Origin of the sequence: Paenarthrobacter sp. NPDC089988 (assembly GCF_044748465.1) — a bacterium.
Lineage (GTDB): Bacteria > Actinomycetota > Actinomycetes > Actinomycetales > Micrococcaceae > Arthrobacter.
Genome location: NZ_JBIVGD010000022.1, coordinates 17,885 through 33,689 on the forward strand (window position 1 = coordinate 17,885; position 15,805 = coordinate 33,689).

General features: G+C 64.0%; 17 protein-coding genes and 1 tRNA gene. 9 read left to right on the forward strand and 9 right to left on the reverse strand.

The genetic code is table 11. From position 1 onward, the window contains the following. Position 1 precedes the first annotated feature (1 nt). The 3 genes from ACIPV6_RS20400 to ACIPV6_RS20410 form a co-directional block, all read right to left on the reverse strand. Positions 2–1,171 carry a cystathionine gamma-synthase gene (locus ACIPV6_RS20400; RefSeq protein ID WP_400272642.1) on the reverse strand — a complete coding sequence of 390 codons (1,170 nt, stop codon included), beginning with the start codon at positions 1,169–1,171 and terminating at the stop codon, positions 2–4. Positions 1,172–1,204: 33 nt separating this feature from the next. Continuing rightward, positions 1,205–2,590 (reverse strand): cystathionine beta-synthase, encoded by a 1,386-nt coding sequence (locus tag ACIPV6_RS20405; protein WP_400272643.1) that lies wholly within the window; start codon positions 2,588–2,590, stop codon positions 1,205–1,207. A 66-nt stretch (positions 2,591–2,656) separates the two neighbouring features. Next, complete coding sequence (locus tag ACIPV6_RS20410; protein ID WP_400272644.1) at positions 2,657–3,049, reverse strand: VOC family protein; 393 nt, start codon at positions 3,047–3,049, stop codon at positions 2,657–2,659. 142 nt (positions 3,050–3,191) lie between these two features. Between ACIPV6_RS20410 and ACIPV6_RS20415 the strand changes: the two genes are divergently transcribed. From ACIPV6_RS20415 to ACIPV6_RS20425, 3 genes are all read left to right on the forward strand, one after another. Then, the gene (locus ACIPV6_RS20415; protein WP_400272645.1) at positions 3,192–4,166 is read left to right on the forward strand and encodes a DNA-3-methyladenine glycosylase family protein; all 975 of its coding nucleotides are present in this window, start codon (positions 3,192–3,194) and stop codon (positions 4,164–4,166) included. Positions 4,167–4,277: 111 nt separating this feature from the next. Next, a complete protein-coding gene (locus tag ACIPV6_RS20420; protein ID WP_400272646.1) occupies positions 4,278–5,246 on the forward strand; it encodes an ATP-binding cassette domain-containing protein in 969 nt (322 codons plus the stop codon). After that, positions 5,246–6,058: an ABC transporter permease gene (locus ACIPV6_RS20425; RefSeq protein WP_400272647.1), complete on the forward strand. Its 813-nt coding sequence runs from the start codon at positions 5,246–5,248 to the stop codon at positions 6,056–6,058. The genes ACIPV6_RS20420 and ACIPV6_RS20425 overlap by 1 nt, the downstream gene beginning before the upstream one ends. On the opposite strand, the gene ACIPV6_RS20430 is transcribed toward ACIPV6_RS20425, so the two are convergent. Beyond that, a complete protein-coding gene (locus ACIPV6_RS20430) occupies positions 6,059–7,735 on the reverse strand; it encodes an AMP-binding protein (protein WP_400272648.1) in 1,677 nt (558 codons plus the stop codon). Positions 7,736–7,818: 83 nt separating this feature from the next. Here ACIPV6_RS20430 and ACIPV6_RS20435 point away from each other — a divergent pair, with 83 nt between their 5' ends. Beyond that, complete coding sequence (locus ACIPV6_RS20435) at positions 7,819–8,097, forward strand: putative quinol monooxygenase (protein WP_400272649.1); 279 nt, start codon at positions 7,819–7,821, stop codon at positions 8,095–8,097. Between the two features lie 92 nt (positions 8,098–8,189). On the opposite strand, the gene ACIPV6_RS20440 is transcribed toward ACIPV6_RS20435, so the two are convergent. Both ACIPV6_RS20440 and ACIPV6_RS20445 read right to left on the reverse strand, forming a co-directional pair. Beyond that, positions 8,190–8,570 (reverse strand): thioredoxin family protein, encoded by a 381-nt coding sequence (locus ACIPV6_RS20440; protein WP_400272650.1) that lies wholly within the window; start codon positions 8,568–8,570, stop codon positions 8,190–8,192. A gap of 182 nt (positions 8,571–8,752) precedes the next feature. Further along, entirely contained in the window at positions 8,753–10,381 is a 1,629-nt protein-coding gene (locus ACIPV6_RS20445) for a GDSL-type esterase/lipase family protein (RefSeq protein WP_400272651.1), read from the reverse strand. Positions 10,382–10,741: 360 nt separating this feature from the next. Between ACIPV6_RS20445 and ACIPV6_RS20450 the strand changes: the two genes are divergently transcribed. Genes ACIPV6_RS20450 through ACIPV6_RS20460 form a run of 3 tightly spaced genes read left to right on the forward strand, consistent with a single transcriptional unit; the run spans position 10,742 to position 13,248 of the window. Beyond that, entirely contained in the window at positions 10,742–11,449 is a 708-nt protein-coding gene (locus tag ACIPV6_RS20450) for a TetR family transcriptional regulator (RefSeq protein WP_400272652.1), read from the forward strand. Next, the gene (locus tag ACIPV6_RS20455) at positions 11,415–12,455 is read left to right on the forward strand and encodes an ABC transporter ATP-binding protein (RefSeq protein WP_400272653.1); all 1,041 of its coding nucleotides are present in this window, start codon (positions 11,415–11,417) and stop codon (positions 12,453–12,455) included. Before ACIPV6_RS20450 ends, ACIPV6_RS20455 begins: the two co-directional genes overlap by 35 nt. Further along, the gene (locus ACIPV6_RS20460; protein WP_400272654.1) at positions 12,448–13,248 is read left to right on the forward strand and encodes an ABC transporter permease subunit; all 801 of its coding nucleotides are present in this window, start codon (positions 12,448–12,450) and stop codon (positions 13,246–13,248) included. The genes ACIPV6_RS20455 and ACIPV6_RS20460 overlap by 8 nt, the downstream gene beginning before the upstream one ends. Here the strand turns inward: ACIPV6_RS20460 and ACIPV6_RS20465 are convergent. Then, positions 13,245–13,832 carry an acyl-CoA thioesterase gene (locus ACIPV6_RS20465; protein ID WP_400272655.1) on the reverse strand — a complete coding sequence of 196 codons (588 nt, stop codon included), beginning with the start codon at positions 13,830–13,832 and terminating at the stop codon, positions 13,245–13,247. The genes ACIPV6_RS20460 and ACIPV6_RS20465 overlap by 4 nt on opposite strands. A gap of 177 nt (positions 13,833–14,009) precedes the next feature. Between ACIPV6_RS20465 and ACIPV6_RS20470 the strand changes: the two genes are divergently transcribed. Together ACIPV6_RS20470 and ACIPV6_RS20475 are read left to right on the forward strand one after the other, a co-directional pair. Further along, on the forward strand, positions 14,010–14,231 hold the full coding sequence (locus ACIPV6_RS20470) for a hypothetical protein (RefSeq protein ID WP_400272656.1): 222 nt from the start codon (positions 14,010–14,012) through the stop codon (positions 14,229–14,231). 45 nt (positions 14,232–14,276) lie between these two features. Then, on the forward strand, positions 14,277–15,044 hold the full coding sequence (locus ACIPV6_RS20475; RefSeq protein WP_400272657.1) for a potassium channel family protein: 768 nt from the start codon (positions 14,277–14,279) through the stop codon (positions 15,042–15,044). 141 nt (positions 15,045–15,185) lie between these two features. On the opposite strand, the gene ACIPV6_RS20480 is transcribed toward ACIPV6_RS20475, so the two are convergent. Together ACIPV6_RS20480 and ACIPV6_RS20485 are read right to left on the reverse strand one after the other, a co-directional pair. Then, positions 15,186–15,270 (reverse strand) — tRNA-Tyr (locus ACIPV6_RS20480). Between the two features lie 129 nt (positions 15,271–15,399). Further along, positions 15,400–15,666 (reverse strand): hypothetical protein, encoded by a 267-nt coding sequence (locus tag ACIPV6_RS20485; RefSeq protein ID WP_400272658.1) that lies wholly within the window; start codon positions 15,664–15,666, stop codon positions 15,400–15,402. Positions 15,667–15,805 lie beyond the last annotated feature (139 nt).

Sequence of the window (15,805 nt, forward strand, 5' to 3'; positions counted from 1 at the left end):
CCTAGCCATTGCTGATCTTGGCAAAAGCCTGTTCAAGGTCGGCAATCAGGTCCTCGGATTCCTCGATGCCGCAGGAGAGGCGCAGGAGGTTCTCGGGGACGGCCAGTTCGGTTCCTTTGACCGAGGCGTGGGTCATCTCGGACGGGTAGTTCATGAGGGACTCGATGCCGCCCAAGGATTCCGCGAGCGTGAATACAGAGGTGGACTCCGCCACCGTACGGGCCGCCGCTTCCCCGCCCTTGAACTGAACGGAGACCATGCCACCGAACCTCTTCATCTGCTTCGCGGCGAGATTGTGGCCCGGGTGGTCCGGAAGGCCCGGGTAGAGCACTGCCTCCACCTCGGGGCGCGTCAGAAGCCACTCGGCAACCGCCTGGCCGTTTTCACTGTGCCGGTCCATCCGCACGCCGAGCGTCTTGAGGCCACGCGTAGTAAGGAATGCGTCCATGGGTCCTGATACCGCACCCACTGCGAACTGGATGAAGCCGATCTTTTCCGCCAACTCCGTGTCCTTCACCACGATCGCACCACCCACCACGTCGGAGTGGCCACCAATGTATTTGGTGGTCGAGTGGACCACCACATCGGCACCCAAGGCGAGCGGGGTCTGCAAGTAGGGAGAAGCGAAGGTGTTGTCCACCACAAGGAGGGCACCGGCGTCGTGCGCTACGGCGGCGAGCGCCGCGATATCCGTGATCTTCATCATCGGGTTGGACGGAGTTTCCACCCACACGATGCGGGTCTGGTTGGCGGCCACGGCGCGTGCAACGGCGTCGAGGTCGGACATGTCAACAGGAGTGTTGCCGATCCCCCAGTCGCCCAGCACACGGTTGATGAGCCGGTAGGTTCCACCGTAGGCGTCGTTGCCGAGGACAATGTGGTCGCCCGGCCGTGCGACGGCGCGGATCAGCGAATCCTCGGCGGCGAGCCCGGAACCGAAGGAAAACGCAGCCGTGCCTCCTTCGAGTGCCGCGAGCTGTTCCTGCAGGGCATCACGGGTGGGGTTGCCGCCGCGGCCATACTCATAGCCGGAGCGCAGGCCACCAATGCCGTCCTGGGCATACGTGGAGCTGAAGTGCAGCGGCGGCACCACGGCACCGGTACGGGGTTCGAAGTCCTGGCCGGCGTGGACGGCGCGCGTGTTGAAACCTGCGTTGTTGTTGGCAGACATGAGTGCTCCTCTTCTGTGCTTCTGGCTCGGCGCTTAGTTGCTCAGGTACGCGAGCAGGTCGTGGCGGGTCAGGATCCCCACGGGGGCTCCGGCGAACGTAACCATGACGGTATCGACGTCGGACAGCAGTTCACGCGCGGCGGAAATGGTTTCCAGTGAGCCGATCACGGGGAGGCGCTCCCCCATGTGCTCGGCGATCTTGTCCGTGAGCTTCGCTTCGCCTTTGAACAGCTTGGAGGTGAGGCTGCGCTCGTCCACCGCGCCCAGGACCTCGCCCATCACCACGGGCGGTTCCTGCGAGAGGACCGGGATATGGGAGACGCCGAACTCGTTCATGATGTTGATGACATCGCGGACGGACTCGTTGGGGTGGATATGGACCAGGTCCGGCATTTCTCCGGTCTTGGACTTCAGCACTTGGCCAACAGAGGCTTCCTCGCCGCCGGAGAGGAAGCCGTAGGAGCGCATCCACTGGTCGTTGAAGATCTTGGCCAGGTATCCGCGGCCGGAGTCCGGCAGGATCACCACCACCACGGCGGATTCGTCCAGGTCCTGGGCTGCTTGGAGCGCCGCAACCACGGCCATGCCGGACGAGCCACCCACCAGCAGCCCTTCCTCGCGGGCAAGGCGCCGGGTCATGGCAAAGGAATCGGCGTCGGAGACGGCAATGACGTCGTCCGGAACGGACCGGTCGTAGTTGTCCGGCCACATGTCCTCGCCGACGCCCTCAACAAAGTAGGGGCGTCCGGTCCCGCCTGAGTAGACCGATCCCGCCGGGTCCGCGCCGATGATCTTGACCCGGCCGCCGTCGGACTCGGGGCGCTCCGCCGAAACCTGCTTGAGGAAACGGCCCGTGCCGGTGATGGTGCCGCCGGTTCCGGCCCCGATCACCACATGGGTCACTTTGCCGTCTGTGTCACGCCAGATCTCCGGACCCGTGGATTCGAAGTGGCTGCCCGGCGCGGCTGGGTTGGAGAACTGGTCCGGCTTGAAGGCACCGGGAATCTCGCGGACCAGCCGGTCGGACACACCGTAGTAGCTATGCGGGCTGTCGGGAGCGACGGCGGTGGGTGTCACCACTACCTCGGCGCCGTAAGCCTGCAGGACGGCTCTCTTGTCCTCGCCCACCTTGTCCGGCACCACGAAGACGCACTTGTAGCCCTTTTGCTGGGCCACGAGGGCCAGGCCCACTCCGGTGTTGCCCGAGGTCGGTTCAACAATGGTTCCGCCCGGCTTGAGCCGACCGTCCTTTTCCGCCTCTTCGATCATCTTCACGGCGATCCGGTCTTTGATGGATCCGCCGGGGTTGACGTATTCGAGCTTCACCAGGACTGTGGCTTTGATCCCGTCCGTGATGTGGTTGAGCTTGATGAGCGGCGTATTGCCAATGAGGTCCAACACGGACTGGGCATACTTCATAGGTACAAAGTTACCGTCTGCCCGGGATCGGCACGTTCCAGGACCGTCCGGTGGACCCGCCCGGACCTAGCTTCCCGCTGTGGTATCCGTCTGCCACAGGCCCAGGATGTTGCCTTCCGTGTCCTTGAAGTACGCGTACCATCCCATGGTTGGCACGGCGTCCTTGCCCTGCACCACCGAACCGCCGGCTTGCTCCACTTGTCCGAGGGCGGCGTCAATATCGTCAACATCAATGGTGAGGATAGGGGTTTTCAGGTTCTCCGACCGGGGAAAGAGCGCACCGTTGATGGCACCGGGTTCTTTGGGCATACCGGTTTGCTCATCAGAGTCGGTGGTGAGGGCGATCGTGTAGTCCATCCCCTGCATGGGGCTGAGGTTCCAACCGAACGTGCTCTGGTAGAAGGTGTTGGCCCGTTCTTTGTTGTCCGTGGGAATTTCGAAATGCACAATCGCGGCCATGGCTAGCGCTCCTTGTTCCTAGGGGATTTTCCTGGGGTGGCGCGGCCTGTTCCACGCCACATGAGGGAGTCTAGCCGCGTAGCCCAGCGGCGGTAAGGGCTTCACGGAGCAAATTGTCACCCCGGCATGGGACCATGAAAACATGACCATTGCTGAAGCTCCGCCGCTTGTTGCGGCCGCGGCGGACGCATCCCTCAGGTGGCATCCGGGAACCCCTTACCGCCTCGATCAAACCCTGTTCCCGCTCCAGCGCGGCAACGGCGATCCTTCCTTCGCCGCCCACCCCAGCGGTTTCTGGCTCGCCTTCACTACGGCTTCCGGACCTGTCACGCTGCGGCTTTCCTCCGGCGGTTTGGGGTCCGGCACATGGGTGGACGCGCAGGCCTGGGGTTCCGGAGCGGAAGACGCCATCGCCGGTGTCCCGCGCCTGTTGGGCGCCGACGACGATTGGGCCGCTTTCGACGAGCCCGCCTTCCATTCCACCCTTCCCTGTCTGGTCACTGAAGCACGACGCCGGAACCTGGCTTTGCGGCTACCCTCAACCGGGCGGGTGGTCGATTCACTGGTGCCCACCATTTTGGAGCAAAAGGTCACCACTTTGGAGGCCCGCCGCGGGTACCGGTACCTCATGTACCGGTACGGGACCAAGGCACCAGGCCGGGCAGCACCGCAGGGTCTCCTTGTTCCGCCCACGGCGCGGCAGTGGCTCGCCGTTCCTTCATGGGAGTGGCACAAGGCGGGAGTCGGGCCGCAGCGTTCGGCCACGGTGATGCGGGCGCTGCAGTCCGCCGTCGCCCTTGAACGCCTGGGTGCGCTCAGCGCGTCCGAGGCCGGCGCCAAGATGCAGACCATCCCCGGAATCGGCATCTGGTCGGCCGCCGAGGTGGTGCAGCGGACCCATGGCTGCCCGGATTCGATTTCCGTGGGCGACTACCATTTGGCCGCCTACGTGGGTTACGCCTTGACCGGCCGAAAGACCGACGACGCCGGGATGCTGCAGCTTCTGGAACCGTGGAAGGGGCAACGGCAGCGCCTGGTCCGCATGCTCTACTTGAGCGGCTTCCGCAAACCCACGTTCGGCCCCCGCATGACGGTCCAGGACCACCGCTCCCACTAGCCGCAAATGCGGACGGGACTTGTCCGCAGGAGTATTTACGGTGCCCCGCGGCGGGTATAGCGTGGCGTCAATAGGACCCCCAGCAGTGCCAGCCCAGCCCCGGGAGCCACCGTGATCCACACCCAGAAACTCACCAAGACCTTCACCGTCAAGAAGGAAACAGTCGAGGCGGTCAAAGGGGTGGACATCGATGTCGCGCCGGGCGAACTCGTCGCGTTCCTGGGCCCCAATGGGGCTGGCAAATCGACCACCCTGCGCATGCTCACCACGCTGTTGAAACCCACCTCAGGCAAGGCAACGGTAGCCGGCATCGACGTTGCCCGGGATCCCGCCGGAGTCAGGGCAAGGATCGGCTACATCGGCCAGGGCAACGGCGGCGGCCACAGCTACCGCGTGATCGACGAACTCATCATGCAAGGACGCTTCTACGGCATGAACACCGCCTACGCCAAAGCCCGGGCCGAATCCCTCATGACTTCACTGGACCTCACCGATCTCGCCAAGCGAACGGTGATCAAGCTCTCCGGAGGCCAGCGCAGGCGCATGGATGTGGCATTGGGCCTGATGCATTCACCTGGGCTGCTCTTCCTCGATGAGCCATCCACCGGCATGGACCCGCAAAACCGGGCCAACCTGTGGGAACACATCATGCGCATGCGCCAGGAGCACGGAACCACCATTGTGCTGACCACCCACTATATGGATGAGGCGGATTCCATGTCCGAACGGGTGATCGTCATTGACCACGGCACGATCATCGCCGATGACACCGCCGCCCGCCTCAAAGCCAACCTCGCCGGTGACCTGATGGCCGTCGAAGTGGCTGCCGGCTCAGCTGCCGAGGTCCGGGGCCTCCTGGGTCGTGCTGCGACCGAAGGCGACGTTCAGGAGAACGCATACGACGGCGTCGTCCGGTTCAGCCTGAGGCTTGCCCGGGGCGCCCAGTTGGCGCCGGTCCTGCTGAAGGAAATGCACGACGCCGGTGCTCCCGCCCGGTCACTGGAACTGAAGCCGCCCACGCTTGACGATGTCTTTCTTGAACTTACCGGGCGGAGCTTGCGCGAAGGAGCTGAGGTTTGATGGCCGGACAAGCAGTAACCCTGGCAACAACGGTTCAGAAACCGCGGATCGGCGGAATCCTCAACGACACCTGGTTCGTTTTCTGGCGGGAGATGCTCCTGCCATTGCGGGACCCCTTCTCACTGATCTTCTCCCTCATCCAGCCGCTGGTATTCCTGGGCCTGTTCGGACCCCTGCTCGGAGCAGCCGTAGGGGCACCGGCGTTCGGCGGCCAGTCGACGCTGCAGTGGTTCCTGCCGGGAGTGGTGGTGATGATCGCCCTGTTCGGTACGTCCATGACCGGCTCCAACCTTCAGTACGAGCTGATGACCGGTTCCTATGAACGGATCCTGGCCACCCCGCTCTCGCGATCGTCGCTGATGGTGGGCAGGGCACTGAAGGAATGGGCTCCGCTTGTGGTGCAGGGCCTGCTGATCTCAGTGGTATGCATCCCGTTCGGCTTCGTTTTCCATCCGGCGCACGTGCTCTTGGGATTGGTCATCCTTGGCATCTTCGGCATCGGGCTCGGGGCCTTGTCCTATGCCCTGGCGCTGGTGTCGCAGAACAAGGAATGGATCTTTTGGGGCGTGCAGCAAACATTGCTGTTCCCACTCATGATTCTTTCCGGCATCATGCTTCCGATCGAAGCCGGCCCTGGCTGGATGAAGGTAGCAAGCCTGTTCAATCCGTTGACTTACCTGGTCAATGCCGAACGCGAACTGTTCGCCGGAACCGTCGGTATCCACACGTTCTGGGGGCTGGTGGCAGCCGTGGCGACTGCCGCCGTCGGGCTTGTCGTCGGTATCCGTACCATTGCGCGCAATACCAACTGACTAGAGGTGGAGGCGCGTCACGGCTTCCTGGCGCATGTCGATCTTCCGGACCTTCCCGGAAACCGTCATGGGGAAGCTCTCCCGGACATCCACATAGCGCGGGATCTTGAAGTGGGCCAGCCTGCCCCGGCAATACTCCGCCACGTCCTCGGCAGTGAGCGCGGCTGCCCCGGGTTTGAGGATGATGCAGGCCATGAGCTCCTCGCCGTACTTGGCATCCGGAACGCCGATCACCTGGACGTCCTGGATGGACGGGTGCAGATACAGGAACTCCTCGATCTCGCGCGGATAGATGTTCTCGCCGCCGCGGATCACCATGTCCTTGATGCGGCCTTCGATCACGAGGTACCCGTCCTGGTCCATGCGGGCCAGGTCACCGGTGTGCATCCAGCCGTCGGCGTCGATTGCTTCCGCAGTCTTGTCCGGTTGGCCCCAGTAGCCCTGCATCACGGCGTATCCACGGGTGCACAGTTCGCCGATCACGCCCCGTTCCACCACGTCACCGGAGGCAGGATCGGTGATCCGGCTCTCCAGATGTGGCATGGTGCGGCCCACCGTGCTGGTCCGCTGTTCCAGGGTGTCCCCGGCCCGCGTCATGGTGGAAACCGGCGAGGTCTCCGTCATGCCGTAGCAAATGGCCACGTCCACCATGTGCATCTCGTCGATCACCCGGCGCATCACCTCGATGGGGCACAGGGAGCCGGCCATGACCCCGGTTCGGAGCGTGGACAGATCGTAGGACCCGAAGTCTTCCAGCGCCAGTTCGGCTATGAACATGGTGGGCACGCCATACAGGGAGGTCCCGCCGAAGTCCTGCACGGCTTCCAGCGCGGCCGACGGGTTGAAGCCCCTCCCCGGAATGATCGTGGCGGCACCGAAGCTGAGTGCGTTGAGGTTTCCAATCACCATGCCGAAGCAGTGGTAGAACGGCACGGGAATCACCACACGGTCGTTTTCGGTATAGCCAAGCAGCCGCCCGATGGAGTGCCCGTTGTTGAGGATGTTGTGGTGGGTCAGTGTGGCACCTTTGGGAAACCCCGTGGTTCCGGAGGTGTACTGCAGGTTGATGGGATCGTGCGGGTCCAGTTGCGCCATCCGCTCACGCAGCGCGGAGGGCCCGACGGCGTCAGCCCGGGTCAGCAGCTCGGCGTACGTCAGTTCGTGGCCGGTTTCCGGGACGCCTGAGCGCAGGCCCAGGAGCGGATCGCCCGGGAGGAACACCAGCTCCTTGAGCTCCTGGCAGGAAGCAAGTGCTGCCCTGGCCATGCCGACGTAGTCGCTGTTCTTGTCCGTAGGCGCGGCCACCAGCATGCGCATGCCGTTTTGCTTCACCACGAATTCCAGTTCGTGGCTGCGGTAGGCCGGGTTCACGTTGACCAACACGGCTCCAGCCTTCGCGGTGGCATACTGCAGGATGGTCCACTCGGCGCAGTTGGGACTCCAGATGCCAATCCGGTCTCCCTTGGCCACCCCCAGGGCGAGCAGCGCGCGGGCTAGGCGATCGACGTCGTCGTTCAGCTTTTGGTAGCTCCAGCGGCGGGCTTCCCCGCCCGGCGCGGCTGCCGCTTCGATCAAGGCATCGCGCAACGGGAACTGCGCGGCCACGCATTCAAAATTGGCGCCAATGGTCTCTTCGAGCAGCGGGACGTCAGTGTCACCGGCGGTGTAGGACAACATGACGGAACGCTACCAAGCCGCTGCCCGCAACAGAACCGTAAACAGCTCAAAGGTGAACGTGTCCTCCCGGTAGTGTTGTGGCCATGAGTGCACCCATCGACCTGCAGGCAACGTTCATCCCCAACGAAGGCGAGTTCTTCCGTGTGAAGCTCGCCCTTGAGATCGCGATCGACGAGGTGGTCAACGAGCCCGGCTGCATTCGCTACGAGCTGACTGAAGCCACCGAAGAGAAGCTCGTCCTGACCGAGCGCTGGGAATCCGAGGAACTGCTGGAGAAGCACTCCAAGGGCATTGCCGTCCAGGACCTGAACGAATCCCTGAGCGCCCTGCTGGCCGAGCCTGTCCGGCTGGAACGCCTCTGATCCCGAAGTCGCTGCAAACGCGATGAGGTCGCCGGAATGTTCCGGCGACCTCATTGCGTTTCCGGCGATCCCGTCGATCGCCAAGGGAAGTTCTAGTTCTCCCCGGCCTGCGCGGCGCGCTGCTTGGCGACGTGGGCGTGGACCTCTTCCATGTCCAGGCCCTTCACGGCCTCGATGACCTGCTCGAGCTGCGGACCGTTAAGGGCACCTGGCTGAGAGAAGACCAGGACCTTTTCACGGAAAGCCATCAGCGTGGGGATCGAGGTGATACCGGCCTCGGCGGCGAGCTGCTGCTCGGCCTCGGTGTCCACCTTCGCGAAGAAGACGTCGGAGTGGTTGTCCGACGACGCCTGGTAAACGGGGGCAAACTGGCGGCACGGGCCGCACCAGGCGGCCCAGAAATCCACCAGGACAATGTCGTTGCCCTCAATGGTCTGTGCGAACTGTTCTCCAGTGATGTCAACTGTAGCCATGATTCCACCGTACGCGACCCTGGTCTGGAAGTCCCGTGCGGGGACCTCCTGTTCGCTTCCCGCTTCACCGGGAATAACCCCGTGACCTGCTCTGTTGCGGGGCCTGCTGTGCGTGCCAACAGCGCTGCAAAGAACGCAAAGCGGGTCCCGGAACGGGCGTGCCGAAGCGGACACCGGGATGCCTACCTGCCCAGCACGTACTTCAGGGCCGAGGCGTAGAGGGGCGCCACCTTGTTGTGGCCGGTCTGGTGCATGTGGATGTTGTCCAGGTAGTTTCCGTCCGCTCCGGCGATGGTGGCGGTGCCGGCCATGGAAACGCGTGGCCAGCCCCGGAGGGCTGCCTCACGCATCAGCATGCCATCCACCCAACGACGCTGGAAGTGGCTGGAATCGTACCGGGAGAGCACGCCGTTGATGACGATGGTGCTCCGCGGATACTTTCGCCGCAATTCATCCCACAGTTTGTTGGCCTGGGAAAGGATGGCGGCGTCGGTGGCCATGATCCGGGCATCATTGCCGCCCAGGTTCACTATCACCACTCCGGGGTTCCCCTGCGGCAGGAGGATACGGTCAAGGAGGACAGCGTCCGTCGCGGAGCCAACCGAACTCCCGGAGACGTAGCCCATCCCGCCGATGCTGCGGACCACCTGGCGGGGGTAGCCTGCGGCACGGGCCCCCTGTTCGCCCCAGGAGTCGAGGTCCAACTGCGAGTCTCCGAGGAAAACTGCCGTGAAAGAGTCCACGGCCTCCGCCGAGTACAGTTCCTGGGTGGTTGGGTTCCAGATGGTTTCCAGTTTCTGGAAGGCAACGTGGTTTCCGCGTGAATCCGTCCACATGTCACGCAGGGGCCAGCCAAAGTCGCCCGGGTTCACGGACCACACCACGTAGATTGGGTGGCCCACGATGCGGGTTCCGGTGCCCGGCCCCCATACCAGCCAGCCATTGGCGAACTGCTGGACCAGTCCTCCGGCCTTGGGAATCTTGTCCGTCAACGGCAATCCGAGTTGCCCCGCCGCGCCGCCAAGCGCCACGTAGCGGTTGTGGATGTCACCATGCGTAGTGGAGTGGGCCCCCGTGGCCGCGGACCAGTACACCGTGCCACCCTGGAACTGCTGGTACACGAAGTTCGCCTGGCGGTTTTCCTCTCCCACGGGGTACCCGAGCGCCCCGTTCTGTCCGCCTGTGGAGGACCAGTAAGCCCGGATGGCCCCGGTCAGCACACGGGCCCCGGTGGACGGAGACCAGACGATGGTTCCGCGTTGGTACTGCTGCGCCGAGCCGCCGTTCTTCAGCCCGGTGGCCTCATCCGAGGTGGGGTAACCAAGCTCTCCGCCCTCCAGGCCGGATTCCCGCCAGCGCGCACGGATGGCCCCCATGGACGGATGCGCCCCACTGGCTGCCGACCACACGATGAAGCCGCGTTCGAAGGCCTGGTACGCACCGCCGTCGGGCAGTCCTGTCCGTTCCCCGGTGACGGGGTAGCCAAGGTAGCCGCCTTCAAAGCCCGAGCGTGCCCAGGCAAGGTGGATGGAACCGGTGGTGCGCTGTGCCCCGGTACCGGGAGAAGCAGTGATGGCTCCGCGTTCGAACACCTGCTTGGAGCCGCCGCTGCGGAGGCCCAAGGCCGTGTCCGACGTCGGGTAGCCGTGGTATCCCGCCGGGCCACCGTTGTCCCACCATGAGGTGCGGACCGGACCGTTGACCACTACCCGTGCACCGGTCCGGGCTGACCAGGCGATGTCTCCGCCGGCGAAGCGCTGCACGCACCCCGAGGCCGCACACTCCTCTTTGGCGGTTGGCTTGAGCAGCACGCTCCGCGCCCAGGAACTGGTGTTGTATAACTGGCCGATGGCACCCGCCACGGATGGCGTTGATGTGTCAGTGGCTACTGCCGGAACTGCTGTTCCGAAGGCACTCCCGGCCAGCAAAAGAACGCTTGCGCAGACCGAAAGCCCGCGGCGGGCACGGCCAATTTTTGACCCTGTGGAACCCATACTGCTACCCCATAAAAACTTGGGCGGAACGCCCTGCTGCTGCCTCCCCACCGGACACAGTCAGGCAAGTATGTTTCACGCCGGCGCATACCTGTTAATCGACGCGGCCATTGGTGCAACATCGTTATTTTCCACAAGCCCTTGCGGTGCATTGAACAAGTGTTTAGTGTTTGGAACATGCGTTCAACCGTGCAGGATTTGACCACCCGGGCCCGCATCCGGGATGCCGCCATCGGCCTGTTCGGCCGGGATGGCTTTGCCCGCGCCACCGTCCGCTCCGTCGCAGCCGAGGCGGGAGTGAGCCCCGGCCTGGTCATCCACCATTTCGGCAGCAAGGCCGGCCTCCGCGAAGTCTGCGACCAGCATGTCCTGGCGCAAACAGCCAGCCAGGGACGCGAGAAAGCGGACCCCCGCACCACGAGGCTCCTCATCCAGGACTACCTCAACAACCCCCACGAATTCGCGGACGAGATCGCCTACATCCGCCAATCGCTGGGCGACGAGTCAGACGCCGGAGATGCCTTTTTCGACGGGGTTGTCAGCCAAACGGAGGACATCATCCACACAGGCATCAAAGCCGGCACCATCCGCGCGTTCGAAGATATCCGCGCCACGGCCGTGGTCATCGCGTCCAACAGCCTGTCCATGCTCATGCTCGGCCGGCACGTGTCCCGCGCGCTCGGCACGCCGGTCTCCGAACCACACGGCATTGGCCCAGAACTGCTCCGGCACCTGACCCTGCCCGCCCTGGACATCTACACCCACGGTTTCTACACAGACTCGCGGTTCCTCGAATCGGCCCGCGAAGCCCTCCACCACCAACCAAACACCACCGAAGGGAGCATGCCCCGTGACCCAGGCAGTCGTCGTCGAGGGGTTGCGTAAGAAGTTCGGCCACCGCGAAGTCCTGCACGGACTGGACTTCGCAGTGGACGCCGGAACAGTGTTCGGCGTCATCGGACCCAATGGCGCAGGCAAGACCACCACCATGCGCTGCCTGCTGGACATTATCCGGCCCAGCGCAGGAAGAATCTCCGTGCTGGGTCAGGATCCGCGCCGGGCGGGAACGGCGTTGCGCCGCCGGATCGGGTACCTGCCGGGCGAACTGCACCTGGAGAACCGGACCACCGGCCGACGCGTCGTGGAACACTTCGAGGCGATCAGCGGCCCTGTGGACCGCGCCCACGTCAAGGCGCTCGCGGACCGTTTGGACCTGGACCTGGACCGGCAAACCCGGAAGCTCTCAAAGGGGAACAAGCAGAAGCTGGGCCTGCTCCAGGCCTTCATGCACCGGCCCGAACTCCTGGTGCTGGACGAGCCCACCAGCGGGCTGGATCCCCTGGTCCAGCAGGTCTTCCACGCCATGGTCCGCGAAGCCGTGGACAACGGCGCCACCGTATTCCTCAGCTCCCACGTCCTGAGCGAAGTCCAGCAGGCCGCGGACGCCGTCGCGATCCTGCGCGATGGCGGCATCGTCACCATATCCACCGTGGAGGCTTTGCGGACCGCAGCCGTGCGGCAGCTGAAGTTCAACGTCACCGGAACTGAAACGAACGACGTCGGTGCGCTGCTGGCCCGGGTGCCGGGAGTGGCCAATGTGGTGCTTCGGGAACTGCCTGCCTCCGAAGGTAACACTCGTGGCGTGGAGGCAAGCGCCACGCTCTCGGGCCACGTCCAGCCCCTGGTGCAGGAGTTGGCCCGGCTCAACCTGACCGACCTGGTCCTCGAAGAACCGGACCTGGAAGAGGCGGTGCTAACGCTGTACACAGGGCATTACGAAGGGAACGGCAACAGCCACCGGGGTGCCGGGACCGCGAGGACAGAATCCGGCAAACACGAATCAGGCAAACACAGCGCCGCCGCACCCAAGGAAGAAGCCCACCATGCCTAGGATCCTGCCCCTTTTCACCAAGGCACTGACGGATTCCTGGCGCTCCACCATCGCGTGGGGGTTGGGATTGACAGGCGCCATCATGCTCTACCTGCCTCTCTACCCCTCCATCGGAGGCAGCTCGCAGATGCAGCAAATGATCGATGCCCTGCCGCAGGGAATGACCAAGGCCTTGAACTACGACCAAATCGCCACGGGAACCGGCTACACCCAGGCCACGTTGTTCGGGCTGATCGGCTTCCTGCTCATGTCCCTGGCATCCGTGGGCTGGGGCGCCTCAGCCGTGGGCGGCGACGAGGAATCCGGGCTGCTGGAGCTCACGCTGGCCCACAGCGTCACGCGCATCCAGGTGGTCCTGGAACGGGCTTTGGCACTCGTGGTCCGGGTGGCCGCGCTGGCGCTGCTCGTCTTCGTCCTGGTGCTGGTACCGAACGGACCAGCGCAACTGGGTATCGACGTCGGGCACCTCGCCGGAGCCGTGGTGCTGTTCGCCGGGCTGGCATTGCTCAGCGGTACCGCCGCCTTGTGTTTTGGCGCCCTGACCGGCAGGAAGGTCTACGGGATTGCCGCGGGTGCGGCAGTGGCCGTGCTGGGATACGTCTTCAACGCCGTGGGCAGGCAGAGTCCGAACATGGAGTGGCTGCTGAACCTCTCGCCCTACCACTGGGCCTACGGCAATTCGCCCGTGACGAACGGCGCCGATTGGGGAGCCGCGGTTGGCCTGCTGGGTATCTCGGCGGCACTCATTGCCGTGGGCGCGGTGGCCCTGCAGCGCCGGGACGTGGGCGTCTAGTCCTGGCCTTTCACGCGCTCCTGGACGTGCGCCTCCGCAGTGTCCCAGGAGTGCGGGGCCGCTCGGCGGGCGCCCGGGAGGGCATTGTGTTCGCGCCATTCGTGGATCCAGTCCGGAAGTTGCAGATCCGCGGGCGGGTAGCCAAACTCGGCCAGGATGTCCTCCTGACTCACCGGCTTTCCCTTACAGACCAACCGGGTGGCGATGTGCGCGCGGGCATAGATTTCGCCGTCCACCACCATGCGCTGCTCAAAGTAGATGGCCTTGGCGTCCAGGCCGATGATCCTGGTCTCCACCGTGTAGCGCTGCCACAACTGGAGCGACTTCCGGAAGGCGATGGTCTCCCCCGCGGCCACCGGGCTCCAGCCGCGCTTGCGCATCCTGCGCCAAATGCCGCTGCGCACCATGAGGTCGAAACGGCCCAAGTCCATGAGCGAAAAGTACATGCCGTTGTTGACGTGCATCGCGATGTCGATGTCAGTAGGCAGGACGCGCAAGGGCAAGGACGACGCATCCCAAACGCCCAACGGTGAACGTTTCGCGGAAGTAAAGAGCAGCAGGATCGTGCGGAGAAGCAAGTGCATGGCCACCATGTTACCCATGAGTAACATTTGCCGGAAAGGGGTATCCACCAGGCGGACCGCGGGCGCCAGTCAAGGCCTCTTTATGTCCAACGTTTGCACAAACGTTTACCGCAGGTTCACGAAAACCGTGCACAATATCTGGAACTCATGAACACGCACAACAAACGGGGGGCTCCTTTGAGCACACTGCAAACCACCACGGCAGGCGGGAACGTCTGGCCCGAGCTCGCCATCCGCCAGGAAGTGGTCCTGGCCGATGCCCGCGGGAACCGCATCGAAGGAACCATCGACGGCATGACGGATGACCGCAGCACCCTGTGGGTCCAGCTCAAGGGCGGCCTGGGCCGCCAACTGGTCCACCACCTGGACGGCTACTGGCTCGAAACCCCGGCAGCGTAGTTACGCCGAGGCCGTGCGGGGCCACACCGTGACTAGTATTCCGGTATGACGCAAGCGCGATACCGGGACCTCGTCGAGTGGCCCCTCATGATCACGGCCCTGATCTTCCTGGGCGCCTACGCCTGGCAGGTCATTGGACGCGTCGATGGCGCCGCGGCCCAACCCTTCGAAGTGATCCTCTGGATCACGTGGGGCATCTTCGCCCTGGACTATATCGCCAACCTCTGGCTTGCCGAAGACCGCAAGCGGTGGTTCTTCTGGAACCTGCACGAACTCCTCATAGTGGCACTCCCCTTCTTCCGGCCCCTCCGGCTCCTTCGGCTCGTCACCTTGCTCTCCGTGCTCCACCGCACGGTGGGAGAAACCCTGCGCGGACGCATCGCCACCTATGTGGCCGGTTCCGCAGCCATGCTGGTACTGGTGGGCGCGCTTGCCGTCCTGGACGTTGAACAGGGCGCCCCCGACGCGAAAATCGTGACGTTCGGCGACGCCTTGTGGTGGGCCATCACCACCATCACCACCGTGGGCTACGGCGATCTCTACCCTGTAACACCCATGGGCCGCGTGGTGGCTGCCGCCTTGATGATGAGCGGCATTGCCGTACTGGGTATTGTCACTGCTTCCATTGCCTCGTGGTTGGTGCAGCGGATCGAGGAGAACGCCGAGGACGTGGCAGCCGCCGTCGAAGACAAGACCATGGCTGCCGAGGCACCCGTGCGTGCCGAGATTGCGGGACTGCTGACCGAGATCTCGGCGCTGCGCCGGGAGATCGCCGAACTGCGCCAAGCCGCGGAGCGCAGTCCAGGAAATTGAGGCCTCTCCCAGGCGGCCGTTCGCACCTCCGAAAGCCAAGCACCGGGCCAGCGAGGAACATTGGGGTCCGGCACCTCTACGCTCCGGAGCATCCTGGACACAAAAAATCCCCGGAACCAGTGGTTCCGGGGATTTCCCGTTTGGTGGCAGATGAGGGATTCGAACCCCCGTAGGCAGTGCCAGCTGATTTACAGTCAGCCCCCTTTGGCCGCTCGGGTAATCTGCCGAACTTCAAAAGAAGATCACTTCCGGAAGACCGTTTCTTTCGATCCGGTAACCGAAGGCAGAGACAACCTTACAGAACTTCCGGCCAAGAATCTAATCGAGTCCCGAGGGGCGGAATTCGCCCGAATTTTCAAGCTTCACCAAGGATCCGGCCGGCCAGTTTTGCCTCGAACTTCGCAGCCTGCTCGGCAGTGATCTGGTTGAGTTCCACTGCCCGCTGGAGGTCCGCGTGGACGCCATCCAACCGTGCCGCCGCGTTCGGGACCGGGCTCAACACAATCGACGCTGCCACGGCGGCAGCAGCCACGGCGCTTGCCGCGGCGGCCGCTGCAGTGCCGATCGACCCGGCCGCGGCTGATGCGGACTTGCTGACGTAGTGGACGGCCTTGTTGCTCATGCTTACCTCCGGGGGTGGCTTTTCCAACTGGTACAACTCTCAGACAGCCGGCTCGGTTCCAACCATGCGTGTGCTGTGAGCGAACTGTGAAAGGAATCCCCAGCCCCATCCACCTGCTTCCGTACTAGGCTTGAGGGCA

Coding starts and splice junctions, on each gene's coding strand:
- ACIPV6_RS20400 (WP_400272642.1), bottom strand. CDS start 1,171: ATGTCTGCCAACAACAACGCAGGTTTCAACACGCGCGCCGTCCACGCC.
- ACIPV6_RS20405 (WP_400272643.1), bottom strand. CDS start 2,590: ATGAAGTATGCCCAGTCCGTGTTGGACCTCATTGGCAATACGCCGCTC.
- ACIPV6_RS20410 (WP_400272644.1), bottom strand. CDS start 3,049: ATGGCCGCGATTGTGCATTTCGAAATTCCCACGGACAACAAAGAACGG.
- ACIPV6_RS20415 (WP_400272645.1), top strand. CDS start 3,192: ATGACCATTGCTGAAGCTCCGCCGCTTGTTGCGGCCGCGGCGGACGCA.
- ACIPV6_RS20425 (WP_400272647.1), top strand. CDS start 5,246: ATGGCCGGACAAGCAGTAACCCTGGCAACAACGGTTCAGAAACCGCGG.
- ACIPV6_RS20430 (WP_400272648.1), bottom strand. CDS start 7,735: ATGTTGTCCTACACCGCCGGTGACACTGACGTCCCGCTGCTCGAAGAG.
- ACIPV6_RS20435 (WP_400272649.1), top strand. CDS start 7,819: ATGAGTGCACCCATCGACCTGCAGGCAACGTTCATCCCCAACGAAGGC.
- ACIPV6_RS20440 (WP_400272650.1), bottom strand. CDS start 8,570: ATGGCTACAGTTGACATCACTGGAGAACAGTTCGCACAGACCATTGAG.
- ACIPV6_RS20450 (WP_400272652.1), top strand. CDS start 10,742: ATGCGTTCAACCGTGCAGGATTTGACCACCCGGGCCCGCATCCGGGAT.
- ACIPV6_RS20460 (WP_400272654.1), top strand. CDS start 12,448: ATGCCTAGGATCCTGCCCCTTTTCACCAAGGCACTGACGGATTCCTGG.
- ACIPV6_RS20465 (WP_400272655.1), bottom strand. CDS start 13,832: ATGCACTTGCTTCTCCGCACGATCCTGCTGCTCTTTACTTCCGCGAAA.
- ACIPV6_RS20475 (WP_400272657.1), top strand. CDS start 14,277: ATGACGCAAGCGCGATACCGGGACCTCGTCGAGTGGCCCCTCATGATC.
- ACIPV6_RS20485 (WP_400272658.1), bottom strand. CDS start 15,666: ATGAGCAACAAGGCCGTCCACTACGTCAGCAAGTCCGCATCAGCCGCG.